Raw genomic sequence first — 18351 nt, forward strand, 5'->3', positions numbered from 1 at the left:
ATTATGGTTGGTATAGAATGGTAATAATTGTTTTAAAGATACACTAAACTTTTTGATGTTTTTGTATTTAATCAATTATATTTATGCTTTTAAATTCTAGCTTAGAAACACTAATTAATGACTGATAAAAATAAGCCAAAATTATTAATGATATTTCATCGCCCTCCATTCCCGTTAATTGGTGGAGATAAGATAAGAATGTATCAAAATTTAAAGATCTTATCAGGGAGATATAATATTGATGTTCTATTTGTAAATGATAAAAAAACAGATGAAAGTATAAAAGAGAACATTTTAAAGTTAGCAAATGAAGTCATAATTTTTGAATTTAAGAAATATAAATTTTATCTGACAACTCTTTTTGGATTTGTTTTTAATAGAAACCCTCTTCAAGTTAATTATTACTATTTTAAAGAGGTTCAAAAATGGGTGGATAATAACATAAATAATTATGATCTAGTTTTTTGTCATACAATAAGGTCTGCTGAATATGTGAAGGATAAGGCAATATTTAAAATTATAGATTTTGTAGATGCTATTTCTATGAACTACGAAAAAGCGGCAAACAAAAGCAATTTTGGTATGTGGAATTTATTATATAAAATAGACAAAGGTAGAGTCTTGCAATACGAGTTAAGTTTATTAAAACTATTTGATAAAAAAATCATTATTTCTGAAATTGATAGGAACTACATATTAAGTAAATCTAATTCTAACGTTCAAATTGATATTGTACAAAATGCTGTCCAAACAAGTTTGGTAGAATCAAAGAAAGAAGAAGATTATATTATTTTTGTTGGCAAGATGGACTATGAACCAAATATTAGTGCTGTAAAGTATTTTTCATTAAAAGTATTTCCTAGAATTTTGGAAAGGTTTCCTAAGTTAAAATTTTATATAGTTGGAGTTAACCCTACAAAAAAAGTGAAATCACTATCAAAAAAATCAAATATTAAAGTTGTTGGCTACGTTGAAAACTTAGAAGATGTCATTTTAAAATCTAAATTAGTAGTAGCTCCTATGATATCTGGAGCTGGTATACAGAATAAAATTTTAATGGCGATGGGGCTCAAGAAATGTGTAGTTACAACTAAAATTGGTGCTGAAGGACTTGAAAATTTGGATGTAAAAAACAATAGACCTATTGAGGTTTCAGAATCAACATTAGATTTAATTGAAAGTACTATTGAATTATTAGAGGATAAAACCGAAAGAGATCAAATAGGAGAAAGCGCTTACAATTATATAAGTAATTATTTTTCATTTAACAAAATAAAAAAAGACTTATTATATGTCATGGAAACTTAATTTATATTCAACTAAGTAAGACTTTGCATGTACTATAAAGAAGTAAAAAGTCATTGGGGAATAGAGCTAACTTTGACTACTTTTGTATAAATTAAAACATATAAGATATTGTGTCATATTATTTTCCAATACTTTTTTTTGTAGGAGCTTATATCCTTACCTATTTTACAATTCCCAAAATTATTGGGCTGGTTGAATATAAAAATTTAATGGATAATCCGAATAGTAGGAGTTCGCACGTAAGGCGAACGCCAACCTTAGGGGGCGTTGCTTTTTTTTATGTGTTAATTTTTGCCTTATTTTTTTTGCGAAACTGGTGTGAATATAGTGAAGCAATATACTTAATACCAGGACTCACCATTCTTTTTATTGTGGGTTTGAAAGATGATTTAGTGGTCCTTTCGCCTTATACCAAGTTAATAGCTCAGATTTTAGCAGTAACATTTATAATTAGTAATGAGAGTTTTACAATTCATTCATTACATGGGTTTTTAGGAATTGATCAAATTCCAGTTGTTATTTATTATGCCGTTGCAGGATTTATGATGATAACAATTATCAATGCTTATAATTTGATAGATGGTATTGATGGGTTGGCTTCAATTGTAGGGATCGTAATACTGATAATTTATGCCACCATATTCTACATGACCAAAGAATATTTTTTTCTTTTGATTAGTTTAACCCTTAATGGTTGTTTGATTTCTTTTTTGAAATATAATTTATCTCAAACCAGTGAAAAAATATTTATGGGTGACACGGGCTCGCTTATTGTTGGGTTTGTTATAAGTATTTTGACACTTAAGTTTTTAGCACTTTCTCCAGAGAAATATGATAGCCTACCTTTTTTAATAGAGAACATTCCTCTTATAGCCATTAGTATTTTGATTGTACCTTTATTTGATACGGCCAGGGTTTTTACAATAAGGATTGCGAGTAAAAGAAGTCCTTTTTCGGCAGATAGGAATCATACCCACCATATTTTGATAGATTATTTTAAAATATCCCATCGCAAGGCAAGTTTGATTATTGGAGGCTTTAACTTAATTTTTGTATATCTTTTTATAATATTAGGAAGTGCATCCTATAATTTTTGGTTAGTGACGGTTTTGGTAATTACAGTAATAGTCCTGGGATATTTGTTTTATCGTTTTGATTATAGTTTTGCGAACATTAGAAGAAAAATCCGCTTCAAGAGAAGAATCGATGATGTTAAAGAAAAGAGTAAAAATATAATAGGCAAAAATAACGAATGAAAATTAAAACCATTTGTTGCATCGGAGCCGGTTACGTTGGCGGACCAACCATGGCCGTGATCGCACAAAAATGTCCACATATTAAAGTAACCGTTGTAGATGTTAATGCATCCCGTATTGCGGCCTGGAATGACAATGATTTAAATAACTTACCTGTTTTTGAACCCGGATTGGATAGCATTGTTAAAGAGGCCAGGGGTAGAAATCTATTTTTTTCAACGAATATAGACCAGGCCATTGAAGAGGCCGATATGATCTTTATCTCAGTAAATACCCCTACCAAAACTTACGGTAAAGGGAAAGGCATGGCAGCCGATTTAAAATACATTGAACTTTGTGCGCGTCAAATTGCCAAAGTTGCTAAGCAAGATAAGATCGTGGTGGAGAAATCTACTTTACCTGTGCGTACAGCTTCCGCTATTAAAAACATTCTGGATAATACAGGTAATGGTGTGCAATTTCAAATATTATCAAACCCTGAGTTTTTGGCAGAAGGGACTGCCGTTCAGGATTTACTGAATCCGGACAGGGTTTTAATTGGAGGAGATACAACTAAAGAAGGGCAAGCGGCCATACAAACTTTAGTAGATATCTATGCTAATTGGGTGCCTAAGGAGCGTATATTGACAACGAATGTGTGGTCATCCGAGTTGTCTAAGTTGACGGCTAATGCTTTTTTAGCGCAGCGGGTGTCTTCCATAAATGCGATGTCTGAAATCTGTGAAAAATCGGGAGCAGATATCGACGAAGTGGCCAGAGCGATTGGGATGGATAGTCGTATTGGCCCTAAATTCTTAAAAGCATCCGTTGGCTTTGGAGGCTCCTGTTTTCAAAAAGATATTTTAAATTTGGTATATATAGCCAAAACCTATGGATTAAACGAAGTAGCCGATTATTGGGAACAGGTTATATTGATGAACGATCACCAAAAGAATCGTTTTTCCGATAATATCGTCAGTACCTTATACAATACCGTGTCCGGTAAAAAAATCGCCTTTTTGGGCTGGGCCTTTAAAAAGGATACGAACGATACCCGGGAATCACCAGCCATTAAAGTGGCCTACAACTTATTAAACGAACAGGCAAACATAGCTGTGTACGATCCTAAAGTGGTTGCAGAACGCATGTATGCTGATTTAGATTATTTAAACACACGCACAGAAGCTGTGAATAGAAGTTTATTAACAGTTGATACCGATCCTTATCTGGTGACAAAAGACGCGCATGCGATAGCCGTGCTAACTGAATGGGACGAATTTAAATACTACGACTGGCAACGTATCTATGACAGTATGCATAAACCCGCCTTTATTTTTGATGGACGCGGTATTTTAGATAAGAAAGCCTTAGAGAAAATAGGTTTTGTGTGCTATACCATTGGGAAGGGCTCATAATTTTGTCGTTCAGAGTGTAACATTGTGGAACGAAGAATCTCAATATATTTTCATTAACACTAAGCCATTTAATGATTAAGAGATTCCTCCAAAGCCAGTATTGAGCTTGTCGAAATATCGGAAATGACAAGGTGTGTCATGAAAAACGAAGCGTAGTGTGGAGTGAAGCATCTCTAACGAGTTTTGGCGTTAATAGGAAATTTGATGCCTGTTCATTTTGTCTTGATACACTAATTATTTAAGATGCCTGATAGGCATTTTAAATAATTACAAAACCAAAAAATCAAGTCAAAAAATAGGAAATTGCAAGGCACCGTTCGTTTTCAGAATGGCATGCTTGAAGCTACGCTTCGCAGTTTCATTCTTTCGCTCATTATTTCTGATTTTTGACAAAACTCTATCTAAGATCAATATAATATAAGGACAATAATTTAGGAAAGAAGTACATTTTTAGTAACACTTCGGCCTAGCTATAAAAACCTTTAAAATCAAGGTAGCAGTGTTGGATTGAGGATGAAAAGCCTGTTTGACCCCGAAGTAATGAGGGGGAGGTCTTTTTCATCCGTGGCTGGGGCATACCGTAGTATTTTTTAGGTTTTTATCGTGAGCCTAGACTTTTTTGTTACTTTTTTGGGCAATGCAAAAAAGTAAGTTTATTTTGATACTTGTTCATTTTGTCTTGATACACTAATTATTTAAGATGCCTGATAGGCATTTTAAATAATTACAAAACCAAAAAATCAAGTCAAAAAATAGGAAATTGCAAGGCATCATTCGTTTTCAGAATGGCATGCTTGAAGCTACGCTTCGCAGTTTCATTCTTTCGCTCATTATTTCTGATTTTTGACGTTTTGTTTTATATACAAGGCATTCGTTATGATATGAATAAGACTGATGTTATTTTTGATGGACGTGGTATTTTAGATACGGAATCCCTTAAAAAAATAGGGTTTACTTGTTACATTATAGGGAAGGGTTCTTAATGTTGATGCTAAACGTCATTGCGAGCATGGCGAAGCAATCTGTAAGTAGGGTGCTCTCAACCAAGAGATGGCTTCGGTCGTGCCTCCCTCGCCATGACGTCACTGTTTTTTTGTTGGATTTGCAACAAAGGTTTGGGCAATTAATTGGAGGAAAGCCAGGTCATTATTAGTGTAACAAATCATTTTATAACGTCATTGCGAGCATGGCGAAGCAATCTGTAAGTAGGGTGCTCTAAACCAAGAGATGGCTTCGGTCGTACCTCCCTCGCCATGACGTCACTGTTTTTTTGTTTGGGCTTGTAATTAAGACTCGGATAATTAGTTTGAGGAAGGACAGGTCATTATTAGCGTAACAAATCATTTTATAACGTCATTGCGAAAGCAGTGAAGCAATCTTTAAGTTAGGGTGTTCTCAACCAAGAGATGGCTTCGGTCGTACCTCCCTCGCCATGACGTACGTGTTTGTTTTTTGTTGGATTTGCAACATAGGTTTTGACAATTAATTGGAGGAAAGCCAGGTCATTATTAGTGTAACAAATCATTTTATAACGTCATTGCGAGCATGGCGAAGCAATCTGTAAGTAGGGTGCTCTAAACCAAGAGATGGCTTCGGTCGTACCTCCCTCGCCATGACGTTAATCAAAATAAAACAGCCAACCATCGGACAAATCATTCCATGCGGGATTTAAAGAGTTTATTTACTCATAAAAAACCACCGTCTTTGACGGTGGTCATGTTTTAAAGGCTTTGCCATTATTTAGGTTTGCTCATCTAAAACTTTTAAAGATGAGTAAATATAGAAAATTAACACATGTGTATTACAAATGTGATTATCACATTGTATTCACGCCCAAGTATCGATTTCAGATACTTGAAGGGATGGTTAAATCTTTGGTAGAGCATGATTTGCAAGTTATCAGTACTTGGAAAGATGTTCAAGTACAAGAGTTGAATGTCCAGAAAGACCACATCCATTTAGTCTGTTCAATTCCTCCAAAAGTTTCAATTTCAGAATACATGGGAGTTTTGAAAGGAAAAATAGCTATTAAACTTTTTAAAACTTATCCAAGTTTAAAACAGAAGCCTTACTGGGGTAATCATTTTTGGTCAAGAGGTTATTTTGTAAGTACAGTAGGATTGGATGAGGAAATGATTAAACGTTATGTGAAATATCAAGAACATCATGAATGAGTCTTATGACCCTTTGGGTCTAATCTGAAAATCAAAGCCTCCGTTTTTAACGGAGGTTGTTTACTAAGTTTTCTTTTCTTTTTCTATTACCTGCCTTTAGTTGCTTTTCTCTAGCTATAGCTTGATTGATATCTGTAAAGGTTTCATAGTAAACTAATTTATCACAATTGTACTTTAAAGTAAAACCTTTGAAAGCTTTGGTTTTATGTTGATATATTCTTTTCAATAAGTTTGAGGTGACACCAATATATATAACGGTATTGTTTTTATTGGTTAAGAAATAAACATAAGATAGTTCCATTTTTAAATATAAGAATAATTCGTCATTGCGAACGCAGTGAAGCAATCTGTGAGTTCAGTAGACTAATCATGAGATTACTTCGGTCGCTGTGCGCCCTCGTAATGACGTACCTATTTGTTTTTTTGTTGGATTTGCAACAAAGGTTTGGGCAATTAATTGAATAAAAGACAGGTCATTATTAGTGTAACAAATCATTTTATAACGTCATTGCGAACGCAGTGAAGCAATCTTTAAGTAAGGTGTCCTTAACCAAGAGATGGCTTCGGTCGTGCCTCCCTCGCCATGACGTCACTGTTTTTTTGTTTGGATTTGCAACATAGGTTTTGACAATTAATTGGAGGGAAGACAGGTCATTATTAGCGTAACAAATCATTTTATAACGTCATTGCGAACGCAGTGAAGCAATCTTTAAGTTCAGTAGTCTAAACATGGGATTACTTCGGTCGCTGTGCTCTCTCGTAATGACGCGCATATTTGTTTTCGGTTGGGCTTGTAATTAAGACTCGGATAATTAGTTTGAGGAAGGACAGGTCATTATTAGCATATCAAATCATTTTGTAACGTCATTGCGAACGTAGTGAAGTAATCTGTAAGTAGGGTGTCCTTAATCAAGAGATGGCTTCGGTCGTAGCTCCCTCGCCAGACGTCACTGTTTTTTTGTTTGGATTATCCTGAGCTCAGAAGAAGGGTTCCAGCAATGCAAAAAAGTAAGGCGCTAGGGATTATTATAAAAATGCAATCTTGACGCCGTTCAGAAAGCAATGCAGTGGAATACATCTTTAAAAATGAAGTTATTTGAGTCACCATAAAAGTAGAACAAGGCAAACAAAGTACAATTTCGGAATTCAATTCCGAAATTGTACTTTGTTTTGTATATTTGTTTATGGTTTTAAGAGAAGCACAACAAGAACTTCTGAGTTTAGCCAAGCAGTATAAGGCTATTGCAGTTATTGGTCCCAGGCAATCAGGAAAGACAACATTAGTAAGAGCTGTTTTTTCAATGAAGCCTTATGTGAGTTTGGAAAATCCCGACATAAGAAGCTTTGCTTTAGAAGATCCAAGAGGTTTTCTTGAACAATTTCCAAACGGGGCTGTGTTTGATGAAGTACAACGAACACCAGAGCTATTTTCATATTTGCAACAGGTATTAGACGAAAATCCAGATGTTGCTCAATTTATTTTAACGGGCTCAAATAATTTTTTATTACAACAAAACATTTCTCAAAGTTTAGCAGGAAGGGTTGGCTATTTAAATTTATTGCCATTTGCTTTGTCAGAAATAAAGGACAGCGCGCCAAAAACCATTAACGAAAAATTGTTTAAAGGCTTTTATCCGCCGTTATATGATAAGCCTTTTGAAATTCAAAAATGGTTTTCAAACTATATTAGAACTTATATAGAAAGGGATGTGAGACAATTAAAAAATATTGAAAATTTAGTTGTCTTTGAGCGTTTTATGAGATTATGCGCAGGAAGAATTGGACAATTATTAAATAAAAGTGCTTTGGCCATTGAGGTAGGAGTAGACAGTAAAACTATCGAGTCATGGATAGGCATATTAGAAGCAAGTTTTATTTTGTTTAGATTACCTCCCTACCACAATAATTTTAATAAGCGCATTGTTAAGATTCCAAAACTTTATTTTTATGATGTTGGTTTAGCTAGTGCTTTATTGGGGGTACAAAATGCAGACCAACTGGAGTTACACCCGTTTAGAGGTAGTTTATTTGAAAATATGGTTGTTGTAGAACTGTTAAAACAGTGCTTAAATAAAGGGAAATTAAACAATCTCTATTTTTGGAGAGATAGTAAAGGAAATGAAATAGACATTGTAATTGATAATTTTGATGCTTTAATTCCTATTGAAGTAAAGTCGGGAAAGACCATTACTCAAGACTATTTTAAAGGGTTAAGGTTCTGGAGTACTATAACTGGCTTTAAAGGGGGGATGGTCATTTATGCAGGAGCAGATTATCAAAAAAGAAGTAATGGTTTTGAAGTAATTCCTTTAAATTTGTTAACTGAAAAAATTGATAATTAAGGGAAGTCGGATTTGAAACGTGTTTTAATTACAGGAGCAGCAGGGTTTTTAGGATCTCATTTATGTGATCGATTTATTTCGGAAGGTTATCATGTTATTGGCATGGATAACTTTATTACCGGTGATAAGAAGAACCTGTTGCACTTAGAAGACCATCCCAATTTTGAGTTTATTGAGCACGATGTAACGGAGTTTGTGAAAGTAGAAGGCAGATTGGATTATATTTTACATTTTGCCTCTCCTGCAAGTCCTATTGATTACTTAAAGATACCCATACAAACCTTAAAAGTAGGATCGTTGGGCACCCATAATTTGTTGGGATTGGCAAAAGCTAAAAAAGCACGTATTTTAATTGCGTCTACTTCTGAAGTTTATGGAGATCCTTTGGTGCACCCGCAAACGGAGGATTATTATGGTAATGTCAATACCATTGGACCAAGGGGTGTATACGACGAAGCCAAGCGCTTTCAGGAGTCTATAACCATGGCGTATCATCGGTTTCATGGTCTGGAAACGCGTATTGTACGCATTTTTAACACTTATGGTCCACGTATGCGGTTGAATGATGGTCGAGTGATTCCGGCTTTTATGGGGCAAGCCTTACGCGGGGAAGATTTAACAATCTTTGGAGATGGGTTGCAAACACGATCCTTTTGTTATGTAGACGATCAGGTAGAAGGCATTTATAGGTTGTTGTTAAGTGATTATGTCTATCCCGTAAACATAGGCAATCCACATGAAATTACGATCAAGGCGTTTGCAGAGGAGATTATTAAACTAACCGACACCAAACAAAAAATAGTGTACAAACCCTTACCTGAAGGCGATCCTTTGCAACGTCAGCCAGATATTGGTTTGGCTAAAAAGATTCTGGATTGGCAACCCAAAGTAGATAGGGTTGAAGGCATGAAAACAACTTTCGATTATTTTAAAGGACTCTCTGAAGAGGAACTTTATAAAAGTGAACACAAAGATTTTACTAACCATATAAAGTTGTAAATTGAGTGAAGGAAGACACGGAAGGTACTCTTGGCTAATTCGTCCGATGCTTATAGTGTTTGACTTAAGTGTCATTAATGGTTTTGCATATTGGGGATTTGCTAACATTGAATATGTGCTGGTTTTTCATGGTGTTATTTCATTTTCTTGGTTACTTTCTGCTGTATTTTTTAAGTATTATGAAGTGTATCGATTCACTTCAGAATTACGAATTGTATCGTTGCTAATAAAGCAATTCTTTTTTTTAACGCTAGTCTTATTTGCTTTCTGGGGATTCTACAGTGTTGACGTTATAAGTAAGGCACAAACATTTCAATATGTATATTTAACACTATTCAGTATTACCTTAGGGAAGTTTGTAGTATATTATGCTTTAAAAAAGTATAGGGCGTATTACAAAGGAAATAATAGGAATGTTTTGATTGTTGGGAATAGTTTGGTTGCAGAACAGCTAAAAACCTTTTTTGAGGAAAGAAGAGATCTAGGGTACATACTTAAGGGGTTTGTAAGCCCAGATTTGCAAGCTACAAATAAGAACATTGAAGCAATTAAAAATGGGGGTTTCGATGAGATCTATTGTGCTATTGATGATTTAAGTGAAGATCAAGTACGGCAATATATAAAAGTTGCGAACGAAAGAAATATGACGTTAAAGTTTATATCAAATACCAATAGCTTAGTGTCAAAAAAGATGCATATTGATTATTATGACTATCTCCCCGTATTATCATTTCAAAGAGGGGTAATTAATATTGAATTAAATAAAGTAATTAAACGCCTTTTTGACATTGTTTTTTCTTTAATAGTCATTGTTTGTGTTTTATCATGGTTAGTGCCATTACTGGGGATATTGATTAAATTGGAATCAAAAGGCCCTGTTTTTTTTAAGCACCAAAGAAATGGGGTTAATTATAAAGAGTTTACTTGCTATAAGTTTAGATCCTTAAAAATAATCGAGGACACAAATGTCAAGCATGTTAGGGAACAGGATCCTAGACTAACTAGATTAGGTAAGTTTATTAGAAGAATTAGTATTGATGAACTCCCCCAGTTTTTCAATGTGTTAATTGGAGATATGTCTGTTGTTGGTCCACGACCCCATATGCCTGTGTTTAATGATGAATACGCAAAAGTAATTGATGCTTACGATTTTATGTTTCGGCATACTGTAAAACCTGGTATTACAGGTTTAGCTCAGGTAAGTGGCTGTAGAGGTGAAATAGAAAACGATAAGGATATTATTAACCGTGTAAAATACGATATCTTTTACATCGAAAATTGGTCGCTGTTACTCGATATAAAAATTATAGTGCAAACCTTTTTAAATGCTATAAAGGGAGAAGAAAAGGCATATTAAAACAGTTTTTATTGTGAATATTCAGCATGTTTTATCAAGGAGAAAATGTTACTGATTATTCTTGATGTAGAGTGAAAAAGAAGAGGCTGAATTATTTGGATTTTAACTTAGAATTCAGCCTCACAAATAGTAAAACAATACATATAATGGTTGGTCAGCCTATTTTTTGATTATTTTATAGACCAATGTCTCTGTTTCGGTTTTTACTTCAATAAAATAGAGACCAGCAGTTTTAATTTGAAGATCAACAGTGCTCTTACTTTGTAAGTTGCATTTTTGTAGAACAGTTTCTCCTAAAATGTTTCTCACCTTGTATGAGAAAGCATCATGCCCGTTATAGCTTATGTTAAATTGTCCTTCCGTTGGATTTGGGAATATTTTGATATGCGATGCAGTCTGTAATTTTTTACCAGTTATTTTAGAACTAGTGCCAGATGACAGGTTGATAACTGCTGTAACACCCTTGTGGTCTGAAGGCCAGGGCAATTGGTCGGCCTCAAAAGTGTCGTTTGTTGTATTCGCTGTGCTAGACACATTATTCACATAAGATGCCTTTGGCCCAACGATGGCTGCACTTGTTGCCGAAACATTGGCACCTTTATAAAAAATATAATCGATACGATCTCTTTCATCTGCTTCTGGTGTCCAACTGGTACTGCCAACACCAGTGGCAACTGAAGGCCACGTAATGCCTGGATTGGCTATTTCATCAGGATATACGGCTCTAAAGGCATCTACAAAACCATTGTCCTCTAAAGATTTAGTAGTGTGCCATTCCATGACGACACCATGATGGTCGAACATAGCTGCCTGACCTGATGTCCAGTCCAAATGAGAAGGTTCGTTAAAATCACCCAATAGTATAACAGGGCGGGTTTCACTACTCACATGATTGATAAAAGCTGCAATTTGTTCATCCCTTTGCGAACCTAAATTCTGATCTGAAATAATGGCTATATCGGTAACAGGTTGTGGGGTTTGATTGCCTTTACCTATTTTATCCCACCCATCGTATGGAGCAGATCCGCCACAATTGTATCCCCGTGGAAGGTAAGTCGCGTAATAGGTGTAATCCAAGTGGGCAGTAGCCACTACTATACTTTGTCCGTTCACATCAACATCAAATAGAGAGACAGCCCCAAGGTTTGTACCCGACGATGTAATGGGATGTTTGCTAATAATAGAAACATCGCCATTAGCATAGCCTCGGTTATAGGTTAAACCAATGACAGCAAGATCATTTACAATTTTTGTGGTCCAGTCACTATTGTAATTCCTTACCTCACTAAAGCATACGATATCTGGGTTGACCTCAGCAATAACATCCCTAATATAGGTCATTCCATTAGGCACAGAGGTACCTTCCTGCCAGATATTGAATTGTAGAGCCTTGATGCTATTGGAGTTGCTCACAGTAACGTAGCCTGTTTTGGTTATCGAGTCACTTCCAGAAGCGTTTGTTACGGTAAGGGTTACGTCGTAAGTCCCCTCGGTATTATAGGTTGCCGTAGGGTTTTGGGAGCTGCTAGTTGCTGGGGTTCCGCCTCCAAAAGTCCAATTCCAAGACGTAGGGCTATTTGTAGAGTTATCGGTAAACGAAACACTTTGTCCTGGTGTTGTCGTCGTAGTTGCATTGGAAGTGAAGCTAGCAATAGGAACGCCAGATGTAGCTCCTACTGAGAAGCTCGCCGAGGCCAAAATGGTATGTCCGTCGTTTTCCAGAAAATGCACATCGTAATTCCCGGCATTGGGTAAGCCCGATGAAAAGGTTATTGAACCACTGCTCAATTTCTTGGTGGCATTCTTTTTTCCGTTTACGTAAAACCAGTCAGTAGCATTAACATTACCAGGGGTTTCACCTTGATTATAGATGCCAATCCAATCTTTTGAATTTCCAGGGCCTCCCGAAAAATTGATAATAATGGCCTCTCCTAGGGCGTACGTAGTCTTTGAAGGGCTCACGCTCTGTGCATGTAACCCAAGGATACTTCCTGTAAAAAGGAAGCACAATGTCATAATAGTTTTCTTCATAATTTATGGATTATAGTTAGTGATTTTAGTATAGTCATATGATTTATAATTAAATACAATAGTATTTTGATTGAACACTCAATCAAAATAATTTCAAATATATAGATTTATCTTACTTCGCAGTGGGGTCGTTTTCGGCATTTACGTAGGAAATTTTGGTAAATTACCTTGAGGTGTTTTAAATTTCGATTATCGAGTAAATGGAATTAATAATAGGAGTAAACTTAAGTGACTTCAATATATTTTAGAGAAAAAGAGAAGAAGGTATACTTTCTTTTAGTATTTTTGAACCGAAACTTTAGGGGTGTTCCTCATAATAGGAACTGAGATTGACCCTTTGAACCTGATGCGGTTAGTACCGACGTAGGGAAAAGTTGAGAACAGCACAGGCATGTGTTGGTAAACTTTTCATAAATAGCTTTGCAAGTCTGGCAAGGTTACTTTTTTCAAAGGCTGTTAAATTTCCTTATCTGTTTCAATTTTAAAATGAAACCGACATGATTAAAATTCAGGTTAACGACTCTTTTTTAGAAATTAGAGAAAATACCAATATTATACAGGTATTGGAACAATTAAAATCACCTATTGATGGTGTTGCCATTGCCATAAACAATACAATTATCCCAAGAAACCTTTGGGATAAGATGAAATTTACCAATAACGATAATGTTTTGATTATACAGGCCACTCAGGGTGGATAGTTTCAAAATGTTTAAGTATAAAAAGAAGAAATACATTATTTATGAAACCTAAAGATACAGCACCAAACGCCGAAAAAATATCCAGGAATCCATTTCCCAATTCGACAAAAATTTATGTTAAGGGTACTATGCACCCACATATAAGGGTGGCCATGCGAGAGATTGCTTTGAGCGATACCAAGGAAGCCATTACAGGTAATAGCATTCCCAACGAACCGGTTACGGTTTATGATACCTCTGGGCCATACACCGATCCTAACAAAGAAATAGATATCTACAAAGGATTGGAACGCATTCGGGAACCTTGGATATTAGAGCGTAACGATGTAGACTATTTAGATGGCTTTACGTCGGAGTATTGTAATCAGCGTTTAAACGATGCCAGTTTAGATCATATGCGTTTTTCTTTATTGAAAAAGCCCTTACGAGCTAAAAAAGGAAGGAATGTTACGCAGCTGCATTATGCCAAAAAAGGGATTGTTACACCAGAGATGGAGTACATTGCCATTCGCGAAAACCAGCGTATTGATGAAATGACGGAGATTAGAAAACAACATAAAGGCGAACATTTTGGAGCAGCCATTCCAGAAAAGATTACGCCCGAGTTTGTACGCGACGAAGTAGCCCGAGGGCGTGCCGTAATTCCTTCAAACATCAACCACCCAGAAGCAGAACCCATGATATTGGGGCGTAACTTTCTGGTTAAGATTAATGCTAATATTGGAAATTCGGCAGTAACATCATCTATTGAAGAAGAGGTCGAAAAAGCCGTTTGGGCTTGTCGTTGGGGAGCCGATAATATCATGGACTTGTCAACCGGAGAGAACATCCATGAAACACGAGAATGGATTATTCGTAACTCGCCGGTGCCTGTTGGAACAGTACCTATTTACCAGGCCTTGGAAAAAGTAAAAGGCGTGGCCGAAGACTTAACCTGGGAGATTTTTCGTGATACCCTTATAGAGCAAGCCGAGCAAGGTGTCGATTATTTTACCATCCACGCAGGCGTTTTGTTGCGTTATGTGCCTATGACGGCTAAGCGTATTACGGGTATTGTGTCCCGTGGTGGATCGATTATGGCGAAATGGTGTTTAGCACACCATAAAGAAAACTTTATCTATACCCATTTTGAAGACATTTGTGAGATTTTAAAAACTTACGATGTGGCCTTTTCCTTGGGAGATGGTTTGCGTCCTGGGTCGGTTGCCGATGCGAATGATGAAGCCCAGTTTGCTGAATTGGAAACCTTGGGCGAACTAACACGAATTGCGCGCAAGCATGAGGTGCAGTGTTTTATTGAGGGACCCGGACATATACCCATGCACATGATTAAGGAAAACATGGAAAAGCAAATTGCCGTTTGCGATGAAGCACCATTTTATACTTTAGGACCATTAACCACAGATATCGCACCGGGATACGATCATATTACATCTGGTATAGGAGCAGCTATGATTGGTTGGTATGGTTGTGCTATGTTATGTTATGTAACACCAAAGGAGCATTTAGGACTACCTAATAAAGAGGATGTACGTACTGGTGTGGTCACTTATAAATTGGCGGCGCATGCAGCAGATCTGGCAAAAGGACATCCGGGAGCGCAGCATCGCGATAACGCCTTAAGTAAAGCGCGATTTGAATTTAGATGGGAGGACCAGTTCAATTTAGGGCTCGATCCGGAATTGGCAAGAGCCTATCATGACGAAACCCTACCTGCCGAAGGCGCAAAAATTGCGCATTTCTGTTCCATGTGCGGTCCTAAATTCTGTTCTATGAAAATATCACAGGAAGTACGCGATTTTGCAGCCGAGAATGACATTGTCGATAACGAGGTTGTTGAAAAAGGCATGGCAGAAAAGTCAAAAGAATTTAAGGACAAAGGAAGTGAGGTCTATTTATAACAGATGTTAATTGTTGTTGCTCCAGAAATATCGGTATCCAATGAAATAGTAGTGTTAAACCGATTGTTTAAAGTTGGTTTAACATGCTATCACCTCAGAAAACCAGAACTGGATTTTGAAGGACATTGTAGGTATATCAGTCAAATTGATACAGCGTTTCATGATCGGATTATGGTACATCGGTTTCATGAGTTAACAAAGCATTTTAATTTAAAGGGCATTCACTTTCAAGAGGAAAAAAGGAGGGATTTGGGTGCGGATATAGATAATTATATTGAAAGCTATAATGGTTGTATTGAAGCGACCAGTTCCTCTTTTCATACACTTGATGCTTTGAATAATTGTACAACAGCATTCAATTACCACTTTTTGAGCCCTGTATTTACATCCGTTTCAAAAGAGGGATATAAGGGAGAAGGGTTTAACGTGATACAATGCAAAAAAAAAGTAATAGGCATGGGAGGTGTGACTTCTAATAATCTGGATACATTACAAGAATTGGGTTATCAAGGGGCTGCTGTTTTAGGGAGTGTATGGAATAGTAAAGCACCTGTGGACAGCTTTGAGACTTTGCAAAAAGCATATAACGCGTATGTTGGATAGAGATTATATTTTAACCATTGCAGGTTTAGACCCGTCCAGTGGCGCTGGAATTACGGCTGATATTAAAACCTTTGCGTCCTACAATCTTTATGGTTTATCGGTTTGTACGGCTATTACTGTACAAAATGATATAGCCTTTCGTGCTTGTAAGTGGGTGGATGCAGCCGTTATAACAGATCAGATAGCGATATTATTTGAACGTTTCAATATTTCGGTGGTTAAAATAGGCATCATTGAAAGTTGGTCAACCTTATCACGGGTCTTGGATACATTACATACCTTAAACCCCAATGTTAAAATCGTCGTGGATCCTATCATTAAAGCAAGTACTGGTTTTGATTTTCATAGTACGGAAAGTCAGGAGCTATTGGATAATATTTGGAAACAATGTTACATCATCACCCCTAACTATGATGAAATTAAAATGCTATATCCAGAAAGGACTATCGAAGATACCATTGCCCATATCGGTCGTTTTACCAATATTTATTTAAAAGGAGGGCACAGAACCGATAAAAAAGGATGGGATACCTTATACCATAGTGGTATTGTAATGGTTAACATCCCGCCGTATACCGAAGCAATACATGAAAAACACGGTAGCGGTTGTGTGTTGTCATCGGCTTTAGCAAGTAATATTTTAAAAGAATCCGATTTGGAAAAGGCTTCCAAAAAAGCAAAGTATTATACCGAACAGTTTTTAAATTCCGATGCCTCTTTATTGGGCGTGCACAACAACATTTTAAACCTATGATTCCTAAATTGCATTATATATCGCAAGGCGAAACCCCTCAAGCCCATTTAGACAATATTCAAAAGGCATGTACTGCCGGAGCCGAATTGGTTCAATTGCGTCTCAAAAACCGATCAGAAAAACAGGTGTTACAAACGGCTGAAAAGGCTAGGGAGATTACATCACATTTTCAAACACGTTTAATCATTAATGATTATTACAAAGTAGCACATGCCGTTAAAGCCGATGGCGTGCATTTGGGGAAATTAGATACCTGTCCAACAATAGCGAGAAAACATCTTGCATCTTGGCAGCTTATTGGGGGGACGGCCAATACCATTCAGGATTGTGAAGTGCTTATTAACAAAAGTGTAGATTATATCGGCTTGGGTCCTTTTCGGTTTACAAAAACCAAAACAAAGTTAAGCCCCGTTTTGGGTATATCAGGGTATGCTGGGATTGTAGAAGCTTTACAAAGAGAAACCCCCATTATAGCTATTGGAGGAATCACTTTAGAAGATGTTACGGACTTGATAAATACTGGTGTTTATGGCATTGCTGCCTCAGGGGCAATTACAAATAACGTTAATAGTATTAATAGCTTTCATAAACTATTACAGGCGCCATCTGTAAAGGAGCAGATTTGGAAAGTAAACCGTCTCGGAGCCAGCCCGCGAGGCATTAATTAGATTAAAGACTTTGAATTCGGGGGAAGTCTCTGAGTATTTAAATCTCGATAATCGAGTAGATTCAAAATAATAAATAAGATGGATACACTTAAGATAGCAGATAAAACCTTTACATCACGATTGTTTACAGGTACGGGAAAGTTTAGCAGTTCCCAACTAATGCAAGAGGCTATTTTAGCTTCCGAAAGCGAATTGGTTACCGTGGCATTAAAACGTGTTGATGTTGAAAATGAGTCGGATGACATATTACAGTATTTAAAAGCGGCCTCTATTAATTTATTGCCTAATACATCTGGCGTTCGAAGGGCTAAAGAAGCTGTTTTTGCAGCCGAGTTGGCCAGAGAGGCTTTGCAAACCAATTGGATAAAATTAGAGATTCATCCAGATCCAAAATATTTATTGCCCGATCCGATAGAGACCTTAGAAGCTGCAGAAGCATTGGTAAAGCTGGGTTTTGTAGTGATGCCCTATGTTCATGCCGACCCTGTGTTATGCAAACGCTTAGAAGAGGTAGGAGTGCAATGTGTTATGCCGTTGGGAGCACCTATAGGGAGTAACAAAGGCATAAAAACCCTCGATTTTTTAGAAATTATTATCGAGCAAAGCAATGTACCCGTTATTGTCGATGCTGGAATTGGAGCGCCTTCGCATGCAGCCCATGCTATGGAGCTGGGGGCTGATGCAGTGCTGGTAAACACGGCCATTGCAGTGTCGCAAAATCCGAAACAAATGGGGATTGCCTTTAAAAAGGCTGTTGAAGCAGGAAGAATGGCTTACAATGCAAAGTTGGCACCTGTTAAAAAACAGGCAGAAGCGAGTAGTCCACTAACGTCGTTTTTAAATCTTTAGTTAAAGAACCATTC

The 18351-nt window shown here is 36.6% G+C and carries 15 protein-coding genes and 1 riboswitch; of the genes, 13 read left to right on the top strand and 2 right to left on the bottom strand.

Going from position 1 to position 18351, the window contains the following annotated elements; all coding sequences use genetic code 11:
• The first annotated feature begins 117 nt into the window (after positions 1-117).
• The 4 genes from JF259_RS08665 (at position 118) to tnpA (ending at position 6132) form a co-directional block, all read left to right on the top strand.
• Positions 118-1308: a glycosyltransferase gene (locus JF259_RS08665; RefSeq protein ID WP_199114924.1), complete on the top strand. Its 1191-nt coding sequence runs from the start codon at positions 118-120 to the stop codon at positions 1306-1308.
• A 110-nt stretch (positions 1309-1418) separates the two neighbouring features.
• Positions 1419-2564 (top strand): glycosyltransferase family 4 protein, encoded by a 1146-nt coding sequence (locus tag JF259_RS08670; protein WP_317192072.1) that lies wholly within the window; start codon positions 1419-1421, stop codon positions 2562-2564.
• Entirely contained in the window at positions 2561-3958 is a 1398-nt protein-coding gene (locus JF259_RS08675) for a UDP-glucose 6-dehydrogenase (protein WP_199114925.1), read from the top strand. Before JF259_RS08670 ends, JF259_RS08675 begins: the two co-directional genes overlap by 4 nt.
• A gap of 1769 nt (positions 3959-5727) precedes the next feature.
• Positions 5728-6132 carry an IS200/IS605 family transposase gene (tnpA, locus tag JF259_RS08680; protein WP_199114926.1) on the top strand — a complete coding sequence of 135 codons (405 nt, stop codon included), beginning with the start codon at positions 5728-5730 and terminating at the stop codon, positions 6130-6132.
• Positions 6133-6178: 46 nt separating this feature from the next.
• Here the strand turns inward: tnpA and JF259_RS08685 are convergent, their stop codons facing one another.
• A complete protein-coding gene (locus JF259_RS08685) occupies positions 6179-6433 on the bottom strand; it encodes a GIY-YIG nuclease family protein (protein WP_199114927.1) in 255 nt (84 codons plus the stop codon).
• 883 nt (positions 6434-7316) lie between these two features.
• Between JF259_RS08685 and JF259_RS08690 the strand changes: the two genes are divergently transcribed.
• The 3 genes from JF259_RS08690 to JF259_RS08700 are packed head-to-tail and all read left to right on the top strand — an operon-like array spanning position 7317 to position 10830.
• Positions 7317-8474: an ATP-binding protein gene (locus JF259_RS08690; protein ID WP_199114928.1), complete on the top strand. Its 1158-nt coding sequence runs from the start codon at positions 7317-7319 to the stop codon at positions 8472-8474.
• A gap of 12 nt (positions 8475-8486) precedes the next feature.
• A complete protein-coding gene (locus JF259_RS08695; protein WP_199114929.1) occupies positions 8487-9473 on the top strand; it encodes a UDP-glucuronic acid decarboxylase family protein in 987 nt (328 codons plus the stop codon).
• A 1-nt stretch (position 9474) separates the two neighbouring features.
• Positions 9475-10830: an exopolysaccharide biosynthesis polyprenyl glycosylphosphotransferase gene (locus tag JF259_RS08700; RefSeq protein WP_233164182.1), complete on the top strand. Its 1356-nt coding sequence runs from the start codon at positions 9475-9477 to the stop codon at positions 10828-10830.
• A gap of 159 nt (positions 10831-10989) precedes the next feature.
• On the opposite strand, the gene JF259_RS08705 is transcribed toward JF259_RS08700, so the two are convergent.
• Complete coding sequence (locus tag JF259_RS08705) at positions 10990-12861, bottom strand: endonuclease/exonuclease/phosphatase family protein (protein WP_199114930.1); 1872 nt, start codon at positions 12859-12861, stop codon at positions 10990-10992.
• 290 nt (positions 12862-13151) lie between these two features.
• Positions 13152-13248, top strand: a riboswitch (TPP riboswitch).
• A 110-nt stretch (positions 13249-13358) separates the two neighbouring features.
• Between JF259_RS08705 and thiS the strand changes: the two genes are divergently transcribed.
• The 6 genes from thiS (at position 13359) to JF259_RS08735 (ending at position 18337) form a co-directional block, all read left to right on the top strand.
• Positions 13359-13562 carry a sulfur carrier protein ThiS gene (thiS, locus tag JF259_RS08710; protein WP_199114931.1) on the top strand — a complete coding sequence of 68 codons (204 nt, stop codon included), beginning with the start codon at positions 13359-13361 and terminating at the stop codon, positions 13560-13562.
• 41 nt (positions 13563-13603) lie between these two features.
• On the top strand, positions 13604-15463 hold the full coding sequence (gene thiC / locus JF259_RS08715; RefSeq protein ID WP_199114932.1) for a phosphomethylpyrimidine synthase ThiC: 1860 nt from the start codon (positions 13604-13606) through the stop codon (positions 15461-15463).
• A gap of 3 nt (positions 15464-15466) precedes the next feature.
• Positions 15467-16066, top strand: a complete 600-nt coding sequence (locus JF259_RS08720) for a thiamine phosphate synthase (RefSeq protein ID WP_199114933.1) — start codon at positions 15467-15469, stop codon at positions 16064-16066.
• Positions 16056-16820, top strand: coding sequence for a hydroxymethylpyrimidine/phosphomethylpyrimidine kinase (locus tag JF259_RS08725; protein ID WP_199114934.1), 765 nt, complete (start codon positions 16056-16058; stop codon positions 16818-16820). The genes JF259_RS08720 and JF259_RS08725 overlap by 11 nt, the downstream gene beginning before the upstream one ends.
• Positions 16817-17488 (top strand): thiamine phosphate synthase, encoded by a 672-nt coding sequence (thiE, locus tag JF259_RS08730; protein ID WP_199114935.1) that lies wholly within the window; start codon positions 16817-16819, stop codon positions 17486-17488. Before JF259_RS08725 ends, thiE begins: the two co-directional genes overlap by 4 nt.
• A 78-nt stretch (positions 17489-17566) precedes the next feature.
• Entirely contained in the window at positions 17567-18337 is a 771-nt protein-coding gene (locus JF259_RS08735) for a thiazole synthase (protein WP_199114936.1), read from the top strand.
• Positions 18338-18351 lie beyond the last annotated feature (14 nt).

Origin of the sequence: Snuella sedimenti, from assembly GCF_016428595.1 — a bacterium.
GTDB classification, from domain to species: domain Bacteria; phylum Bacteroidota; class Bacteroidia; order Flavobacteriales; family Flavobacteriaceae; genus Snuella; species Snuella sedimenti.